Origin of the sequence: Thermoactinomyces sp. DSM 45892 (assembly GCF_900107305.1) — a bacterium.
Classification (GTDB): Bacteria; Bacillota; Bacilli; order Thermoactinomycetales; family Thermoactinomycetaceae; genus Baia.
Genome location: NZ_FNPL01000002.1, coordinates 92105 through 110277, shown reverse-complemented (window position 1 = coordinate 110277; position 18173 = coordinate 92105). Strand labels below are relative to the sequence as shown.

The following is an 18173-nucleotide window of genomic DNA, read 5'->3' as shown; positions in this document are numbered from 1 at the left end:
CCTGCCTAATTCAAAGTAGCTCTTCCAAAAGTGGAAAGGCGTAGAGGAGAACATCTCTACGCCGCCGAATCACGTTTCTTGCGACGTTCCCACCAAAAATAGCCGATCAGGCCTAGTAATGTTGCGAAGGAAATTCCTGCACCTTCAAGCAAGTAAGGAGTGAAGTACGTTAATTCAATTTTATGTTCTCCCTTTGTGATAGGCAAGCCTGTAAAAGTAGTATTTACTTTAATTGGGTCCACTCTTTTCCCGTCTATCGTAGCTTTCCAACCTTTACTGTACGGGATTGACAAATACAAAATCCCATCTTTGGCCGCGTTTATCTCACCCTTGACTTGATTCGATGTAAAGGAAACATTTTGCAAGGATTGTTCTTTTTTCCGCTTTACAAGTTCTTGAAACGGTTCGAGTGAATTAAATTGAAGCGACACATTTTTTAGGATATAACTATCTGCATCATCATCAGCAGGATCAGAAATTCGAATGGTAAAGTGATCGGGCTGTTTAAAACCTGTATTAAAAACAATTTTCTCCCTTGGATAGTTATATGTGTTGTCTTCCCCATAATTTTTAAATAGCTTGTCGCCTACATGAACGCGAAAACCATCGCGATCCTTCTTTTTGATTTCGATTTCTAAAAGTGTTTCGCCTAGCTTATTCGCAAATGGATTTGGGATAGTAAGCTCTGCAATTAGATCTGTTTTTAGAACATCTCCCTCTAAAGAAGCATCTTTGAGCTTTATGTCCTGCTTATTTACAATATGCTCTTGTACTTTCAACTGATCCGTTTGAAAGACTGGAGCCTTGACCTTAGAACGGTCCCCTTTTTCCACCACCGCCGCATTCAAGAGCAGCTGATCCTTTTGAGCATAGTTCAATTGATCAAATGTTTGTCTATCCACAATCGAATCATATAAAAATCCGATTGGAAGGGCATTATCATTTCGATAAACCCTAAATTTCTTAGTCTCTTTCATGAGAGTATAGCCATACGGCTTCCAAGACAAATCCTTACGAAGATAGGTATTTACATATGGCTCCCACGACTGATCCTTTGGAACAACATAATACTTATTCGCCAGCACCGTCTCTATATATAAACGATTATCTAGATTCATATATAAACTCGGCGTGTTGTACTGAAGCATGTTGTACTCTTTTTTAAAAAATTTGTGTACCGTGCCAGAGATTAGGCTGTTGTAAGCACTAAAACCTCGATATCCATATACCATCGGAGAGTTAAATTCGGGAATTCCTTCCCACATGGTACGAAAGAAAGCGGGATCCTCCTTTTCAAGCTCCTTGAACATCGCCACGTCTTCTGGTTGATTGTAGACCTTTAGAAATGCTTGTTGTTTGGTTTTCACAGTACGGGGACTACCTAGATAATCGTGGATCAGTATCCAGTTTGTAAGCAAGATATTAAGCGACAGGAGTCCCACTAAGGAAACGGCAATCACCTTACGTGGAAGCTTATGCATTAAGAAAAAACAACCTACTGTCAGAAGCCCCAGAGCCCCAATAATGATATCTTGCTTAAGATAGCCTGTTGAAGGTGGCTTCAATACGACCATCCTTGGCCTCAAGAGAACCATCACCACTAACAGTACCGATATAACTATAAAATACTGCTTCATTTTCCGATGTGGTTTCTCTAGCATAAGATGATCCAAGATGTACGGGATAATCAAAGCTAGAACAAAGATGAATAAGTACGTCCATCTGTACTGGATGCTAGACAAACCATTAAAAAAGGAATACGTAATCGGAAACATCGTTAGGGCAAATATGAACGTAGCAAAAATCATACGTTTACGCATTTGCTTATCTTTGATGAAAAAGCCATACAAGGTTAGTAAAAAGATCATAATCGGTAGCACGAGAACAAAGTCCACTTTTTTCGGAACCAAAAAGAGGTTGAAGAAAAACTCTTTATAAAACGACTTCTCAAAAAGTAGAGGGATCTCTAGTTTGTAATAAAAACGGTCCACGTTCAAATACGCGCCAATAGCTGGCAATAAGGCAAATAAGCTTAACAATACACCTATGACATACCATAACGTAATCTGTAGATAATACTTGATAAAGTCAACAAACTGGAATTTATCCCGAACGAGGAAATACTTAAGTCCTGCATATAAGTAGAGGAACACTGTACTAATGAAAGCAAGGTAAAAGTTCGAACAGACAACCAGGAAAACCATCGCGACAAATAGTCCCTTTTTCTTCTGATCAATCATCCTTTCAAAACCGAGGATGAGTAGAGGGAGCCAAACCATACCGTCAGCCATGAAATCAAAGCGAAGTGAGTTAAAGATTAGATAGATTGATCCACCATAAATTAAACTACCTACAATAGAACTAAGTTGTGTCCGCTTCATGTAACGAAGGAAGTGATACATAAAAATCATAGCAATAGCGATCTTAAATATACTGGTAAACATCCTAATTTGGTAAACATCATGAATGTTAGCTAAATCAAGTGGCATCGTAAGCCAAAAGAATGGTGAGGTGGAGAAATAGTAAAGAAACTCACTAAAGATATCTCCACCCAAACCATACTTCCAAGACCACATAAAGTTTCCTTGTCCATATTCTTGATTTAAAAAGGGATAAAAATGAGAGACCTGCATCATGGAATCACAACAGGCCTCATTAAAATACAATCGATAATACAAAAAAAACGCGTGTATACCTATAGAAACAACGAGAAACAGGGAATAGACTCCAAATATTCCCTGCCATTTCCTCAAATTCAATTTCATATCGTGATACCCTACCTTTTTTCATAAAGATCTTCGCTAACCTTTTTACGAAAGTACTTTTTGAATTTTTTTTGTCGACTGGCTCACTTGTGTGTAATTATCATCTGCCACGATATAGTGAGGTCTTTTCTTTGTTTCATAGTAAATTCGGCCGATATATTCTCCGATTACACCTAAAGCAATTAATTGAATTCCGCCTAGGAGTAGAATGGCTGAAATTAGCGTAAAATATCCGGGTACGTCAACACCATACAGTAGTGTTTTCACCAGCATCCATAAGATGTAGAAAACATCAGCAATCATGACCGCGATTCCGGAATAAATAGCAAGTCGAAGCGGTTTATTATTAAATGAAATGATACCGTCTATTCCGTAGTTAAGAAGGCTAAAGAAGGACCATTTGCTGTCCCCAGCGTGTCGACTTACATTTTCGTACTCAATAATTTCTTGTTTATATCCAATCCAAGAAAATAATCCCTTTGAAAAACGGTTATACTCACTTAATGATAATAAGGAATCAACTGCTTTACGGCTCAGTAGACGGAAATCCCCAACACCATCTTCTAGTTGAACATCAACAAATCGGTTAATTAGTTTATAGTATAAGCTAGAAACCCAAGACCTAGACTTTGATTCCCCTGCACGATTTCGCTTCGCAATCACTTGATCGGATCCGTTTTGGAAAGCCTCAACCATCCGCGGAATCATACTCGGTGGATGTTGTAAATCAGTATCCATAATAATGACAGCATCACCTTTAGAGTAGCTTAAGCCTGCCAGCATCGCACTCTCTTTACCAAAGTTTCGGCTAAACGAGATATACTGAACTCGTCTATCTTTCTCCCCAAGCTCTTTTAGGATGGAGAGAGTTTGATCACGACTACCATCATTGACAAAAACGATCTCGTAGCTATATTGATTTTCCTTCATTACTTTCGTAACCGTTTGGTAAAAATCATACAAAACGTCTTGTTCATTATAGCAAGGTGCAATAATTGAAATCATAATCTTCCCCCCTTGTCTGGTTCAGTTACCAAGATTTTTTTTGAGATAATAAATGTAAACGGAATCGCAATTAACGAAGCTATAAATGGAGAAATGGTTTTATTCCAATCCAACAAATCCCCCAATACATATACTCCTATTGTCGTTACTACAAAATTAACAGCATTTGTCATCGGAAATTGTATAAACTTCTTCCACGTTGGTTTAACTCGATACGTGTAAAATGAATTCATAAAAAAAGAACCAACCATACTAATTACGAACGCAAGTAGGAAGGAAACATAATAGCCCCACGAAAAAAAGCGATACATAATCAGATAAAGTAAGTTAAAATGAACTGTGTTGACGACGCCTACTATGATAAATCGAATAACTTGTCGCTTGTCCAAAATCAAAGTCCCCTAATAAAGAATAAAAAGATAGCACTTGCATTATAACACATGGTTCTACACATAGTTTCTATAAAAAGTTAACATTCATCCACAATATTTACCACACCTTAATACTTGGAGGCGTTACTATTGGATTTTACATCCCTTTCTCTTGCTTATCCATGGGAACAATTGCCTTACGCACTATTCGCCATTATCTTAGCATTTACGATTCATGAGTTTGCTCATGCTTATGTCGCCTATAAATTTGGCGATCCTACTGCATATCAACAAGGCCGTGTTACGCTAAATCCTGTAGCACATCTTGACCTATTCGGCTTTATTTTGATTATCTTGGCAGGAATTGGTTGGGCAAAGCCTGTACCAGTCAACCGTTACTATTTTAAGAACCCTCGCTTAGCTGGCGTTTTAGTCAGCCTAGCAGGACCACTGAGCAATCTACTTCTTGCTTTTCTGTGTATCCCTCTCCTCCACATTGCCATTCAGTCTGGATTGGGTTATAAGGGAATCGTTGAGCTTTTACTTATGATCATTCAAATCAACATCGTACTCTTTATTTTTAATTTAGTTCCACTACCACCTCTTGATGGATATCGAGTCATCGAAGATCTCGTATCAAATCGCACTCGGGCGAAGATGTCACAGTATGAACAATACGGAATCTTCATCTTTCTGCTCATTTTTCTCATTCCACCACTTAACAAACTACTACTTGGCCCCTTGTTTCAATATTTCGTTCCGGCTGTCTTCCGGGCACTTAATACATTCTGGAACCTATTTTTATAAATCTGATCCACAAGAAAACGACTCTGTTTCATTACGAAGCGGAGTCGTTTTCTATGTAAATCATCTATTAGATTAATAATAAGGTGAGATCATCAGGTAAACTAATACACCAGTAAGGCTTACATATAGCCAGATTGGCATGGTATAACGAGCGATCTTACGGTGCTTCTCCCTTTGATCCGTCCAGCCGTAAACAATCGTCCATAAGGCAATAAAAACGGTTGGGGCTGCTAATACGATATGGGTAATCAGGATAAAGAAGTAAATATACTTCATTATTCCTTCGCCACCATAAGAAGTAGACTCTGCATTTAAATGATAAACGACATAAGTAATGAGGAAAAATGTCGTAGAGGTAAATGCGGCTAAAATAAAATTACGGTGCATCGTAAAGTTTCTCTTCTTGATGAAATACAAGGCCGTTACTAAGAAGATGAAGGTACAGCTATTAAAGATCGCATTCATCATGGGAAGAAATGTTAGATCTAAATGGTCGAGCCCATCATACTTCGGTAAAAAGAATAGTAGCGCGATTGCGGCGTTTAACACAATCGTAATACCAACGATCCATGGCGTATATTTGCGGTTATCATGATCGGAATGGGTCTTTTGACTCATGAAACAGCCTCCTTAGCACATCTTATAATTCCAAGGCGATTATAACACATTGCTTGTTTCACAAGGTAAGTAAATTTCCCTATTAATGGTGAATAGTTGATTCATCATATCCTACATGATCCGGTGATAAGAAAAACGGTTTCGTTTCATCAAAGAATTGACTTTGCTCTTCTGGAGCCACATATCCCAATTGAATCCCTGTTGCTTTTGCTAGAAATGGATCCATCACACACAAGTCTGCTTTGGTAATACCCGATAAGGCAGTCTTACCCAATGTTACTGCTACCTGTTCCATTTCCATCATAGAGGCGTTTAAAAAACGAATTAAACCCATCGCCGCTTGGTCCACATCTAACTGGCTGGTTCTTTTTCCTGTGTAAACCACTAAGCTTGTCGGGGGTTCAAAAGGCACAGCCCGCACTACCTGCTCCCCTACCAGTGCCATAATCGCCGCCGTACCGATATAGACACTATCCGCCCCTAAGGCCATCGCCTTCAACATTTGGCCCGGAGTAGCCAATCCACCTGTAGCAATAAGACTTATATCCCGAACAAGCCCTTTTCTCGTTAGAAATTGTTTGGCTCTGGAAATGGCAAAAAGCGTAGGTAAACCAACATCATCTTGGAGTGTGGGCGATCCACCATGCGTTCCCCCTTCTGTCCCATCAAGAGTGATAAAATCCACTCCACTCTCCACCGCAATTTGTAACTCTTTCTCCAAATGGTGAGTGGCAGCTATCTTAAGTCCTACTGGAACACCTGTCTCATATTGAAGTCTTCTCACCAATTGAATAAAGTCGTCCTTTGTATGGACCCCTGGCAAGCGAGAATGAATGATGGCCGCTTCGCCTTCCTTCAAACCAAATACTTCTCGATAATCCTCGCCAATATTTTTACTTGAGGTTCGTTGATGACAGGATCCTTGTGCCCCCTGGCCTAATTGAATTTCAATTGCATCAAGCTGTTTATACTTATCGGGTGTATTCATCCAGCCTCCCCGATTATACTGGCCGATCAATAACTGGGCCTCTTCACGCTCTTCCTTCATCAATCCCGCTTCACCTGTATTAGTGGCTGTTCCCACGGCAGTTGCCGCTTTAGCTAAAGCAATTTTTGCACTTTTACTCAGTGCCCCACCGAAAGACATCGCGGCAATCATAATCGGAATGGATATCGTCATGGGTTTCTTCGCTCGTGGGCCGATCGTGACCGATGTATCGATTCCGATGCTTTCTTGTGTGGGAAAGCGACACAGATGAACTGGGTTAAATAAAATCTTCTCCCATGGCGATAAGCGAATCGGACTTCCTAGAGGACGGGAAATAGGAGTCCCTTGATGACCACGCATCGCAATCTCCATTAAATTGATCATGCCTATTTTCCCAGCAGTTGGGATCATTTCAAATAGGTTTTCTGTATATTGATCACGTATGGCGGTGGTAATCATCTTATCTACCGATTTATCAATAGCCGAACGAATCATATTTTCAATGAGTTTGATCAACTTGCCCACTCTCCCAGCCCTGATCACCATTACCATCTTCATTTAACTGACCAAGCTTTCCAGCCATCGTGATGCACATTTTTTGGATCGTAGCAAGTTGTCTAGCCGCATGTTGTTCTTCTACAGCCATGTCGGTGAGTCCCTTATCATCATAGTTCGTTAGCTGGTGATAATGATCACGCGCCCTCGTCGAAAGAGTTTCCGCGATTGCTTCGATGCGGTTAATTTCGTTATGTAGATAGGACAAAGTGTGTTGTAAATCTTGTGATTGTGATGTATCCAATTCACTAACCTCCTTTGGTGTTACTATTCCTAAACGAACCCAATTCAATGCGAACAAAAAAAAAACTACTCGAATGAGCAGTCTTGATCACATAAGTTACGGCTTTGAAAAACCTGCAACTGGATAATGATCAGAGTAATCTGTATAACTATATTTTTTAAACCAAGACGTCACACTCCATTCAGGCGATTTCGTATATAAAGACTCCACATACCACTTTTGGGGCCTGGCATGGTCTTTTTCAACTAAGACATAATCGAGGTATTGAGGTGCCAAATTGGGATAATTATATTTCGTAATCCCATTTGTCGTTGGGTCCCATGTGGATGAAAAACCCGTATACATAGTTGGTTCAGCTACATGTAAGTCGTTTAACATCGAAGAATATTCGGAAGATCCCTTGATCACATTTAGGTCTCCACCTATAAATAACACCTCTTCGGCAGGAATTTTCTTCTTCTCGATAAACTGTCTCATTTCACTCATCTGTATCTTACGAATGGATGCTGCTTCTCCAGTTGAACAGCTCTCATCATCTGACTGCATGTGGGTTCCGATAACGTGATAGATCCGGTTGTCCTTTTTCATCTTCACATAAGCAAAACCTTTATTCGCATACCAATCAGTGCCACACCCTTTACTATATATATGTTGGATTTTTTCTAAGATCGGATACTTACTTACGATGGATACACCACCATCCTCAGGAGTAAAACCAGAATAACTTCCCTCAGTCGAATCCCAACCATCTTCATCCCGTCCGAGTACAGGGGTTTGATACGGATATTGAGTTTTAACCTTTCCTAATAGCTTTGTAGAGGCTTCGTTATCATATAACTCATTGAAGATAATTAGATCGTTCCCCTTTATATAGGCTGCCTCCCCAATTAAATCAGCCCGCTTCACTTGTCCCCAGCTAGGATAAAGAGTCTGCGGCAACATATATACATTGTGAACCAGAATCTTTACATCATTGGGATATGAATCATTTGCAGCAGACACAGATACCGGTATAAAAGAACACAGAGGCGTCAAACCACAAATAACGATCATAAATATCTGTAAACATACACGCATAACCCTGCTCATAACATCCCTCCTATCTCTATTATACCTATTCATTTTTAATTTTCAGTAAATGTTGTACGGCATATTTTTTATAACTGAAAAAGCCCATGAATCCTTGTAGACTCACGGGCTAACCATTATTTAGAGATCCCTTTTTTGAAATGAGCGAACCGCAAACCACAGTGCCAGTACGCCATATAAACCAATATAAATCAACATCCACTTACTAGGAGCCGACGCACTCCCAAATATCCCTTGTGTTGCCATCGAAATAGGATCGTCAGCGGATTCAAACAAACGAATGGTCATCGTTCGGAATATGGTATCGATCGGAAAGAGCAAACTTGTCACAATCCCAAAATTGAGCATTTGCTTAATCTCAGCAATGCCGCCAAGTTGTTCAATAAATCCACCTAACATACTTGTGACATATAACATAATCAATACAATCCCACTATTCAGTGTAGTCCAACGAGTACTAAAAAAGAGCGCAACTGCTACAATAATGATCGATTGTAGCACAAACAAGCTCCCCGCTTGGAGCATTTGAGATGTCGATACAACCACTTTTAATTGACCTCCGAGAAATTGGTTCACTGCCGTAATCCCGAAGAATAGAAAGGTGGAGTAGGAGGCCATTAAGAGGGTTAGTCCAACAAATCGCCCTATCACAAACGAAGCTCTCGATATGGGCCTTGCCATCATTGGATCAATTTGGCGACTTTCAATTTCCTTGGATATACTTCCTACACTACTAAAGATCGCCAACAGAGAAGTAATGAAAGCAGCAAAGTATAGCCCCATTCCGTAGAACTGTGTAGACATAAATCCTTGAGCCAAAGCCCCCATGGGGCCCCGATTCATAGAAGATACCTGCTCCTGCGCATAGTAGGTCCCGATTCCATAAAAGATAAGGAGTGCTAGCGACATCAGGAAAATAACAAGAAATACACGTTTATAGATGATTTCTTTAATCGTTAACCTAGCGATTGGCCACATGTTCCGCTTCCTCCTGACGATTTATCCAGTACATAAAAATATCCTCTAGATTTTGTTTTTGTTGAACCACTTGGTATAGCTTCCCTTTCTGGACTGTTAGAGCAGAGATCAACTCAGGAATACTTTCTTCGTCTTTCAAAGTTAATCTCCAACTTTCCTTCTCCTTTTCAGCACGAATCTTCTCACTTTCTAACACTAGCTCGGTCATAGCGTCAAAAGAGAGATTTTCAATCCCTGACACGGTAATCTCAATTTGTGTCTCGATCGCCGAAAGCTCTCGCCAATCCCCTTGAACGATAAGTCGCCCCCTATTAATAATCGCAACATGGTTACAAATCGTTTCCACTTCGCTCAGCAAATGACTATTTAAAAAGATGGTTTTCCCTTTCATCTGTAAGTCACGAATTAATTCACGAACTTCCTTTCTCCCGATTGGATCCAGAGCCGAAGTAGGCTCGTCTAAAAAAATAACTTCTGGGTCTGAAACCAGAGCACATGCAATCCCAATCCTCTGTTGCATCCCTTTGGAGTAACCACTAATTCGTTCATCTCCTCGATTATGTAAACCAACTAAGTCCAGTAACTCCTCAATCCTTGCTTTTTGCTGTTTACTATTCAATTGACACATTTCCGAGTGAAACCGTAGCAACTGTCTCCCTGTCATCCAGTCTGGATAACGAAACAATTCGGGTAAATATCCTACCTTCTTCCTTGATTCAAGAGAGGAAATCGGATGACCCAAAATCGTACCCGTCCCGCTGGTTGCCTTAATCAGTCCTAATAAAGTACGGACAAATGTACTCTTTCCCGCTCCATTAGGCCCTAAAAATCCGTAAACATTCCCTTTTGGCACTTGAATTGTAATATCCTGACATCCCTTATTTCCCACATATAACTTGGTTAACTGGTTTGACTCAATCACATAATCCCCCACACATTCTCCCCCTCTACATGTCCATACAAATGAAAGCAGAGCCACCCCATTTCGAGGTCACTCTGCATTTTTTTTGCTTACTTATCCAGTTTTTTTGCTAGCTCGATCAATCGATCCGCTCCGTTCTGATAAACCGACAGAGTATGGATCTTTCCATCCCTTTGCCAGAGTAGAACGGCAGCCCCATCCTCTTCCTCCATCATAGTGCCTTTCACACCATTCACTTGTACTTCACTCACTTTGCCCATTCCCTCTACAACTGGAATCGGAAGTGTACTTTGCCAATCTTGAATCGCCATCAACTGTCTTTTCAGTTCGGTTGGAATAAATGGAAGCGATAGGATCGAGTCCCTTAGTTTCGCAACATCTACATCTTTATCTACTTTAAGTTGGGGAGTACTCGCTACCATATAATGAAAATCGTGGTTCGTATTACGTAGAGTTAACATGGTTGTTTTAGGAACCTCGATACTAAACGTCTTCCCATTCAGTTTATTTTCCAAGTCCACCTTCCCATCCAACTGCTTTAACACTTTGTTTACTTTCTCTGTGTTTAGCTGGAAATTAACCTTCATCGGATCAGTTACATTGATGTTACTTACCGTATATCCTTCCGGTTTTTTGGGTAGAGAATCTTCTTTTTTCACTGCCTGCTCATACGTATCATACTCTCGATGGCGGTCTTTCTTTTTTTCTCCTTCTGTCCAGATCTTACCCATTCCTTTTAAATCGAGATTACCTAACTCTTTATTCTGAAGAAATGCTTCCATCTGTTGAAGGTCTTTTTCTGTCAATTTGACGAGTTCAACTTTATCCACCCGAAAGGCAGATAATAGTTCACTCGCTGCCGCTTGTACTTGCGGGATGCTAAATCCTCCAATCACAACTGCTGCTGCCGCCACACCCGAAATCCAACGCTTTGTATTTTTTTTCATATCTCTCCATCTTCCTCTCACACTTTTTTCTTGCATTTGAATCGGTTGTCTCATCTGCTTCTCTTGAATCTCAATCTGCTCACTGACATGAGCCCAAGCTCGATCCACATCTATATCTAAAGCCTCATCTATTTGAGGAAAACTATCTGTGATATGGATTCGAGTCCAATCCTCTAGATCCTTCATCTCATTCATCCATGCAAGGCATTCGGGACATTTTTCGATATGCAAAGCAATTTGCTTGCGTTCATCACGAGTTAGCTCTCCATCTAAGTAAGACTGCATGAGCATTTCATCTTTACACACCATCAATCATCCCCCCTTATCTGTTTATACTTTCTGCGAAACCTCTGTTTAGCTCTGGATAAAAGAGTCCCTACTGATCCCTTATTTATGTTCACAGCTTCTGCTAGTTCGTCATAACTAAATCCAGAGTATTTCATAAGCAGTAAATTCCGCTCCCGTTCGTCCATCTGGGCAAGGACATCTCTCACTGTAGCGATTTCGTACCTTTGAAGCCATCTACTCTCAGTAGAAGGTGTCGTTCCCGTCACATAGAGGGATTCTTTTTCAATCCGTGCCAAATGCCGTTTCTCCGATCGCACATAGTTGTATGATGTATGAATCGCCATTTTAATCAAACAAGCGGGGATATGCTTCACACTTGATCGATCCATACGATAAAAACGGACAAAGACATCTTGAGCAATGTCCTCTGCAATCGTTTGGGATGGTATGATTCGCATAATTTGTCGTACCACCATCGGGTAGTAGTTTTTAAATAAAGACTCGAAGTCATCTGTTTCAGATCGGTCTGACATTGATATCAACTCTTCCATTTGAAACCTCCCCCCGATCGTCACGTAAGATAGACACCGGAAAGGGGTACTTTATGACAGATGAATATATGAACATTTTATGAAGATGATTTTATGTATAAGTATCTGTTTGAAAGACTTCCCCATTCACAATAATAGGACTATCATAGATTTATATTGATATCCTATATACAAGGAGCAACTATGAGCAAAAGACGTAAGATTACACTAGCTATACTAGTCATTTTCATCAGTATCTTTATAGGAAGTATCATTTTGAATAAGACCTATCGCACAAATTTCAAATCGTTAGATTCCACCGATCAAAAGATGCTAACGGAATTATCGACAATCTATCAGAACTTCAAAAATTCTAGTGACCAACTATGGGATCGCAACTATCACTTTGAACAGAAACCCCTCATCCTCATCCGTACGCATAAGGATAGAGGCATACTCCGCGAAGAAGCATACGCACTCAATATAGAAGACATGGGAGATAGCATCTTTGCGAAGCAGATTGAAGTCCCCACATCACTAAGTCTCCCCAAGGTATTTCGTTTAAGCCGTCTCGATCCAAAAATGATCTCTACCTGGTTTCCTTCTAATTTTGGGACAATTGATATAGGTGGAAAGGAAGTATACTACTTCAAGTATCATCCAAAAATGATGGAGGATCCAGATCTATATTTTGATTTCCCTTCCTTTTTGTTACATGAAGGATTTCACATTTATAAACAGCATGACTGGACCTACGATCTCAATGACCAAGAACATATCGAAAACTATCCATATAAACAAGAAAACTTCGCTTTGATGGGTCTTGAGTTCACGTTATTAGATCGAGCAATGGCTACGAATGACCCCGAAGCGGTCAAGAAAGAATTACATGATTGGGCAATCGTACGAAAGTATCGTAATCAACAATGGCCACAGTTGAAAGGAGAGATGTATACCGAAGCGATCGAAGGCTCCGCTCGCTACTTAGAGTATCGTTACAGCCGTCTGGTTGGCGGGAAGCTTACTGTACTCGCTACCACGAAAGCACCCTATCATATCACGTTTATGGATGCCTTTAACGCTATTGCAGATGGACAAGCAGAGTCCCTTCAGTACCTCAAGCGATCCATTCGTTATGAAACCGGCTCTGCACTTGAATTGTTAATGGATCAAGCTCATATCAATTGGAAGGAAGAGATTGAAGATCATCCTAAAAAACGTGGAAAAACACAGTATGAAATTCTACACAGCACCTTCAAATTAGATACTTTATCTGCCTCGGAGATAAAGAAAGATCTAGAGCGGATTAAAAAGGATCTTCATTACACAGATTTGCTCAAGCAAGCAGAAAAAATGGTAACCAAACAACCAAATGACAAATAACACTACTTACACAAAAAGGGACTTCCTCATAATAGGAAATCCCTTTTTCTCATTAACTTGCTTGATCGAGCTCCACCTTAATCGGTTCTACGTTTTGTAAAGCTTGTTCTGTAACAGTAAAGCTACGTGTATCACCCCGGTAGTTTCTGGCCACTACATAGTACTCGTACGAAGCACCCGGCTCCAGACCGACATCCGTTACACTACCACCGGTAAAACTTTTTGTATATCTGCCATTGCGATATAAGTCATAACTTACCGCTTGAATCCCAGATGCAGAGAGTGTGACAGTAGTATTTGTTTTAGCGGATACAGAAAACTTCACGCCTTGTGGTGGATATTGATTATGGTTCACTGTTGCTACATATGCATAGTCGTTGGTCATTTCTTTAAAGATATCGTATTTCATGTAAGCATAGCCTTTATCTCCAAATTTATCACCCCAGCTATTTCGGATGATAAACCACCCATTCTCATCATCATAACCAGCTACAACCAAAGCATGTCCACCACGGGATTTTTTCTCTCCTACAGCTGGGATAATCCCGGTAGATGGAGTTGCATCAAAGTTTGGATACACTGGAATCCCGATCATAACGGGGTCACCATTGGCGACAGATTGCTTGATATTTGCAACCATATTACTATTTCTGTAGATATAACGGAACGTGCTAATCTTATAAGGAACTGCATTTCTGCGTTGCAATGCCGTAAGCGGGGCTTTAAACTGGTCTTTATTTTCGCGGTCGGGATCGTATAGACGCTCTGTTTCAGGTGGGACTCCCTCTTTTATCAATGTGTCAAATGCACTGTAAAACGACATCCCATCTTCTGGACCATTTGGATAGTAAATATAAGAAGGCGACAAGTGCGTAATATCACTGCCTTTTGCAGCTGTATATCGTCCAATATAGTACTCACGTAATCCTGTGGTCGCAAACGCTACACAAGTACCAAACTTGGATTGACTACGAATAGGAGCAAAATATGGACGCAAATCGATTTTGGTAGGAAGTGCTTGTTGCGAAAATCTCTTCGGAGGCGTATATGACTGCATATCCTTAGGTGGTGGAGCATCTTTTAATCCTGTTCCATAAGTAGAAAAATCATTTGGGTTAAACGGCTTTTGAGCCGGCTCTGCCCCAGCACTGCTTGTCCCAATTAAGGAACTTGTTAAAGTAAATACCGAAGCCAAAACCCATAACAATGATTTTTTCATCCATCTCTCCCTTTCAATATGAAATAATCTAACATTTTTATTATACTAATTTTTATGTATATTTTCAATATTATTTTTTATATGCAGAAAAAAGAGATTTCCAAATCCAGGAAATCTCTTCATCATTTAGCTTGCTATATCTAGCTCTACAGCCACAGCTGGTTTCTCCACTGTCACACTACGCGTACCGCCTCGGCCGTTTCTCGCTACTACATGGTATTTGTATGTAGTATCTGCTTTCAAACCTTCATCCTGTACTTCACTACCAGTAAAGCTCTTTACATATTTACCATCACGGTATAAATCAAAGCTTGTTGCATTGATGGCTGATACATCCAATGTCATCGTTGTATCCGTTGATGCAGACATAGACAACTTCACGCCTTGTGGCGGATATTCGTTGTTTCGGATATTTGCTACATATCCATAATCATCGTTCATCTCTCTGAAAATATCATATCCCATATACGCATAACCTTTATCGCCAAATCTCTCTCCCCAGCTGTTTCGGATGATGAACCACTCGTTCTCATCATCATAACCCACTACTACAAGGGCATGTCCACCGCGAGACTTCCTCTCTTCTACAGCCGGGATAATCCCGGTAGATGGGGTAGCATCAAAATTTGGATATACCGGAATCCCAATCATAACTGGGTCACCATTTGCCACGGCTCGTTTCACGTTATCAACCATATTACTGTTATCCCTGATGAAGCGGAACGAATCAATCTTATACGGAACCGCATTCTCTCTTTGTAAAGCCGTTTTTGGAGCCTTAAACTGATCGGTGTTACTGCGATCTGGATCATACGGGCGCTCCGTCTCTGGCGGAACCCCTTCTCTCCTCAACGTTTCAAATGCAGTATAAAAGGATATTCCATCATCTGGACCACTTGGATAGTAAATATAGGAAGGAGACAAGTGTGTAACATCTTTTCCTTTTGCCTCTGTATGTCTTCCAATATAGTATTCACGCAAACCAGTCGTTGCAAAAACCACACAAGTACCAAATTTAGATTGACTGCGAATAGGTGCAAAATATGGACGAAGATCTACCTTTTGTGGAAGAATTTGATCTGGACGAATCTGTTGTCGATTCTTCCCCTGCTTCTTCAATTCATCCTTCGTGATAAATCGCTTTGCAGGAGTATACTCCTCTAATCCCTCCGGTCTAGGACCATCCTTTAAACCTGTACCATATGTAGAAAAATCATTTGGATTAAATGGCTTCTGCTCCGGTTTCGCCTCAGCACTCGACCCGAACAAAGTACTCGTTAGCGTAACTACTAAAGCCAACATCCATAATAAAGCCTTCTTCATTCATCTCTCCCTCTCTATGTTGAAAATGACTAGCATGTATATTGTATGAATTTTACTGTAAATTTTCAATGTTTTTTATGAACTAAAATAACTAAAGTTTTATTTTTATATGTAAAGTAAGTTTTTTCATAAAAAGAAAAAGCACCGATATAAGATCGGAGCCCTTCATTTAGCTGGAATGAAATACTTTTTACTCATGAACAAATGAACGCTAAAAATCCCCCAACAATTTTCTTTAACTTCACCTTTCATTCCTCCCGAGTATGTACCATCTTTAGAATGGACGTTGCATTTAGAATACTATTTAATATTAAGATGAATAATCTCATTTATGTACTTCGCAAAATTGAATATTATAAATATAATATTAATTAGTCAATGGATTTACATATTTTAAAAATAAACTAATTTGATTCACGTTCTTCAAACCTACCTGAAAACAACGTAAATCTTCCTTGGACTTTGCTTTGATATGAATACGGACCATCCTCTTTCCACCTTGCAAATTTTTCTGTATTTCTCTCCACACACTTAATTTACTAAGATATAATGGGAATGACAAATAAAGGGTTATCATAGTTTGGCTATTAATACATGCCCCCCCTGAATTACTCCAACAATTTAGCCCAGCATTATCCCTAATTCACGTAGGAGGACTAACTCATATGGCTCAAAAAACAACCAATGCCGCAATCCTGACCGTCCTTTTCCTCCTCATCTGTACCGGTTGCAACACTATCACCAGCAAGCCACTAGAAAACAAACCCTCAAAAAAAATCCTCATCAACTCCGTTTCTGTCATCGACGGGGATACCATCCAAGCCAGAATAAAAGGAAACAAAGAGACCATTCGTCTCCTACTCATAGACACCCCTGAAACAAATCATCCAAATCTAGCCAAACAACCCCTTGCGGAGGAAGCCAAACAGTTCACTTATCATCAGATAAAAAAAGCACAGAAGATTGAACTCGAATATGATCAGTCAAAGCGAGATAAGTACGGAAGATTACTAGCTTATATCTATGTCGATGGAAGATGTCTACAGGAGGCGTTACTGCGGAATGGACTAGCCCGGGTTGCTTATGTATACAAGCCAAACGTCCGATACGAAGATAAATTTCGGAGTATTCAAAAAGAGGCGCAAAAAAAGAAAGCTGGAGTCTGGCAATGGGATCGCTACGTACAGCCAAATGGCTTTGACACGAAGAAAATCCCGAAAAACCAGCTTCCAACTAATACAACATCTATTACAACAGAGAAAGCCTATTAATCGTCGTCCGAAGAACCGAGGAACATGAATACAAAACGGAGTAACTCCATCACAGAATATAACGCTGCCGCTACATACGTAAGAGCGGCGGCGTTTAGTACTTTGTTCACACCATGCTCTTCTTCATGACTGCGAATAAATCCATCACTTACTAATATTTGCTTAGCACGACTACTCGCATTAAACTCAACTGGCAAAGTAACCAATTGGAAAGCAACAGCAATGGAGAAAAAGATGATCCCCACTAAGATAAGTCCCGTTGCTTTTAGTAAAAAGCCAGCTAGGAGGAGGAACGGAGCAACCCCCGATGTAAAGTTCACAACTGGAAACATGCGATGACGCAGAACCAACGCTCCATATGATTCCTTATGTTGCAAGGCGTGTCCACATTCATGAGCTGCTACTGAAACCGAAGCAACTGAGTGACCGTAGTAGACAGGCTCCGATAATCGAACAACACGACTAATTGGATCATAGTGATCCGATAATGTACCCGGAACAGGCTCGACCGGAACATCTCGTAATCCATTTCGATCTAAGATATGACGAGCCACCTCAGCACCCGTCGCGCCTGAACTAGCATTATACCCAGACCATGTTTTAAAGCTTCCTTTCACTCGAAACTGCGCCCAGATCGTTAAAGCAAATGCAGCGAGCGATAACACGATTAGTAATAAATTTATGGGCATGAAAATCCCTCCGAGTTTTTATGCTATATGGGAATTATATCATATAAAAAGTGTACCCCTTTTTTAGTAATAGAGAACATTATTTGTAAAATATCCTTTTATCTTTATCTTCGAGGAAGAATACATTCCCTTATTTATGATTTCCTATATAATATCGGCTCGTTGCCTTCAACTTTTTTCT

17 protein-coding genes are annotated in these 18173 nt (G+C 40.2%); 3 read left to right on the top strand and 14 right to left on the bottom strand.

What is annotated here, in order from left to right:
• Positions 1 to 56: 56 nt before the first annotated feature.
• Genes BLU58_RS02220 through BLU58_RS02210 form a run of 3 tightly spaced genes read right to left on the bottom strand, consistent with a single transcriptional unit; the run spans position 57 to position 4159 of the window.
• Positions 57 to 2765 carry a YfhO family protein gene (locus BLU58_RS02220; protein WP_093290607.1) on the bottom strand — a complete coding sequence of 903 codons (2709 nt, stop codon included), beginning with the start codon at positions 2763 to 2765 and terminating at the stop codon, positions 57 to 59.
• Between the two features lie 45 nt (positions 2766 to 2810).
• A complete protein-coding gene (locus BLU58_RS02215) occupies positions 2811 to 3773 on the bottom strand; it encodes a glycosyltransferase family 2 protein (RefSeq protein WP_176786461.1) in 963 nt (320 codons plus the stop codon).
• Positions 3767 to 4159, bottom strand: a complete 393-nt coding sequence (locus tag BLU58_RS02210; RefSeq protein ID WP_255404559.1) for a GtrA family protein — start codon at positions 4157 to 4159, stop codon at positions 3767 to 3769. Before BLU58_RS02210 ends, BLU58_RS02215 begins: the two co-directional genes overlap by 7 nt.
• A 174-nt stretch (positions 4160 to 4333) precedes the next feature.
• Here BLU58_RS02210 and BLU58_RS02205 point away from each other — a divergent pair, with 174 nt between their 5' ends.
• Complete coding sequence (locus tag BLU58_RS02205) at positions 4334 to 4948, top strand: site-2 protease family protein (RefSeq protein ID WP_369813681.1); 615 nt, start codon at positions 4334 to 4336, stop codon at positions 4946 to 4948.
• Between the two features lie 72 nt (positions 4949 to 5020).
• Here BLU58_RS02205 and BLU58_RS02200 read toward each other — a convergent pair whose 3' ends face one another.
• The 8 genes from BLU58_RS02200 to BLU58_RS02165 all read right to left on the bottom strand — a co-directional run bounded on the left by BLU58_RS02200 (position 5021) and on the right by BLU58_RS02165 (position 12128).
• Positions 5021 to 5566 (bottom strand): DUF420 domain-containing protein, encoded by a 546-nt coding sequence (locus BLU58_RS02200; protein ID WP_093290603.1) that lies wholly within the window; start codon positions 5564 to 5566, stop codon positions 5021 to 5023.
• 82 nt (positions 5567 to 5648) lie between these two features.
• Positions 5649 to 7070, bottom strand: a complete 1422-nt coding sequence (locus BLU58_RS02195; protein WP_093290602.1) for an FMN-binding glutamate synthase family protein — start codon at positions 7068 to 7070, stop codon at positions 5649 to 5651.
• Positions 7054 to 7353 carry a hypothetical protein gene (locus tag BLU58_RS02190; RefSeq protein WP_093290601.1) on the bottom strand — a complete coding sequence of 100 codons (300 nt, stop codon included), beginning with the start codon at positions 7351 to 7353 and terminating at the stop codon, positions 7054 to 7056. The genes BLU58_RS02195 and BLU58_RS02190 overlap by 17 nt, the downstream gene beginning before the upstream one ends.
• 96 nt (positions 7354 to 7449) lie before the next feature.
• A complete protein-coding gene (sph, locus tag BLU58_RS02185; RefSeq protein WP_176786447.1) occupies positions 7450 to 8442 on the bottom strand; it encodes a sphingomyelin phosphodiesterase in 993 nt (330 codons plus the stop codon).
• Between the two features lie 120 nt (positions 8443 to 8562).
• Positions 8563 to 9420, bottom strand: a complete 858-nt coding sequence (locus tag BLU58_RS02180) for an ABC transporter permease subunit (RefSeq protein WP_093290599.1) — start codon at positions 9418 to 9420, stop codon at positions 8563 to 8565.
• A complete protein-coding gene (locus BLU58_RS02175; protein WP_093290598.1) occupies positions 9404 to 10354 on the bottom strand; it encodes an ABC transporter ATP-binding protein in 951 nt (316 codons plus the stop codon). Before BLU58_RS02175 ends, BLU58_RS02180 begins: the two co-directional genes overlap by 17 nt.
• Positions 10355 to 10431: 77 nt before the next feature.
• Positions 10432 to 11598, bottom strand: a complete 1167-nt coding sequence (locus BLU58_RS02170) for an anti-sigma factor family protein (protein ID WP_093290597.1) — start codon at positions 11596 to 11598, stop codon at positions 10432 to 10434.
• Positions 11598 to 12128: an RNA polymerase sigma factor SigX gene (locus BLU58_RS02165; RefSeq protein WP_093290596.1), complete on the bottom strand. Its 531-nt coding sequence runs from the start codon at positions 12126 to 12128 to the stop codon at positions 11598 to 11600. Before BLU58_RS02165 ends, BLU58_RS02170 begins: the two co-directional genes overlap by 1 nt.
• 183 nt (positions 12129 to 12311) lie before the next feature.
• On the opposite strand from BLU58_RS02165, the gene BLU58_RS02160 reads away from it, so the two are divergent.
• A complete protein-coding gene (locus BLU58_RS02160) occupies positions 12312 to 13490 on the top strand; it encodes a hypothetical protein (protein ID WP_093290595.1) in 1179 nt (392 codons plus the stop codon).
• 52 nt (positions 13491 to 13542) lie between these two features.
• On the opposite strand, the gene BLU58_RS02155 is transcribed toward BLU58_RS02160, so the two are convergent.
• Together BLU58_RS02155 and BLU58_RS02150 are read right to left on the bottom strand one after the other, a co-directional pair.
• Positions 13543 to 14709, bottom strand: a complete 1167-nt coding sequence (locus BLU58_RS02155) for a C1 family peptidase (protein WP_093290594.1) — start codon at positions 14707 to 14709, stop codon at positions 13543 to 13545.
• A 126-nt stretch (positions 14710 to 14835) separates the two neighbouring features.
• Complete coding sequence (locus BLU58_RS02150) at positions 14836 to 16032, bottom strand: C1 family peptidase (protein WP_093290593.1); 1197 nt, start codon at positions 16030 to 16032, stop codon at positions 14836 to 14838.
• A 665-nt stretch (positions 16033 to 16697) separates the two neighbouring features.
• Between BLU58_RS02150 and BLU58_RS02145 the strand changes: the two genes are divergently transcribed.
• Entirely contained in the window at positions 16698 to 17303 is a 606-nt protein-coding gene (locus BLU58_RS02145) for a thermonuclease family protein (protein ID WP_093290592.1), read from the top strand.
• Here the strand turns inward: BLU58_RS02145 and BLU58_RS02140 are convergent.
• Positions 17300 to 17992: a zinc metallopeptidase gene (locus tag BLU58_RS02140; protein WP_093290591.1), complete on the bottom strand. Its 693-nt coding sequence runs from the start codon at positions 17990 to 17992 to the stop codon at positions 17300 to 17302. The two genes, BLU58_RS02145 and BLU58_RS02140, sit on opposite strands and share 4 nt — an antisense overlap.
• Positions 17993 to 18173 lie beyond the last annotated feature (181 nt).

What these genes read in the sequence shown, in the direction of transcription:
- sph (WP_176786447.1), bottom strand. Translation starts at nt 8,442, where the DNA reads ATGAGCAGGGTTATGCGTGTATGTTTACAGATATTTATGATCGTTATT.
- BLU58_RS02180 (WP_093290599.1), bottom strand. Translation starts at nt 9,420, where the DNA reads ATGTGGCCAATCGCTAGGTTAACGATTAAAGAAATCATCTATAAACGT.
- BLU58_RS02170 (WP_093290597.1), bottom strand. Translation starts at nt 11,598, where the DNA reads ATGGTGTGTAAAGATGAAATGCTCATGCAGTCTTACTTAGATGGAGAG.
- BLU58_RS02155 (WP_093290594.1), bottom strand. Translation starts at nt 14,709, where the DNA reads ATGAAAAAATCATTGTTATGGGTTTTGGCTTCGGTATTTACTTTAACA.
- BLU58_RS02140 (WP_093290591.1), bottom strand. Translation starts at nt 17,992, where the DNA reads ATGCCCATAAATTTATTACTAATCGTGTTATCGCTCGCTGCATTTGCT.
- BLU58_RS02145 (WP_093290592.1), top strand. Translation starts at nt 16,698, where the DNA reads ATGGCTCAAAAAACAACCAATGCCGCAATCCTGACCGTCCTTTTCCTC.
- BLU58_RS02220 (WP_093290607.1), bottom strand. Translation starts at nt 2,765, where the DNA reads ATGAAATTGAATTTGAGGAAATGGCAGGGAATATTTGGAGTCTATTCC.
- BLU58_RS02200 (WP_093290603.1), bottom strand. Translation starts at nt 5,566, where the DNA reads ATGAGTCAAAAGACCCATTCCGATCATGATAACCGCAAATATACGCCA.
- BLU58_RS02150 (WP_093290593.1), bottom strand. Translation starts at nt 16,032, where the DNA reads ATGAAGAAGGCTTTATTATGGATGTTGGCTTTAGTAGTTACGCTAACG.
- BLU58_RS02160 (WP_093290595.1), top strand. Translation starts at nt 12,312, where the DNA reads ATGAGCAAAAGACGTAAGATTACACTAGCTATACTAGTCATTTTCATC.
- BLU58_RS02165 (WP_093290596.1), bottom strand. Translation starts at nt 12,128, where the DNA reads ATGGAAGAGTTGATATCAATGTCAGACCGATCTGAAACAGATGACTTC.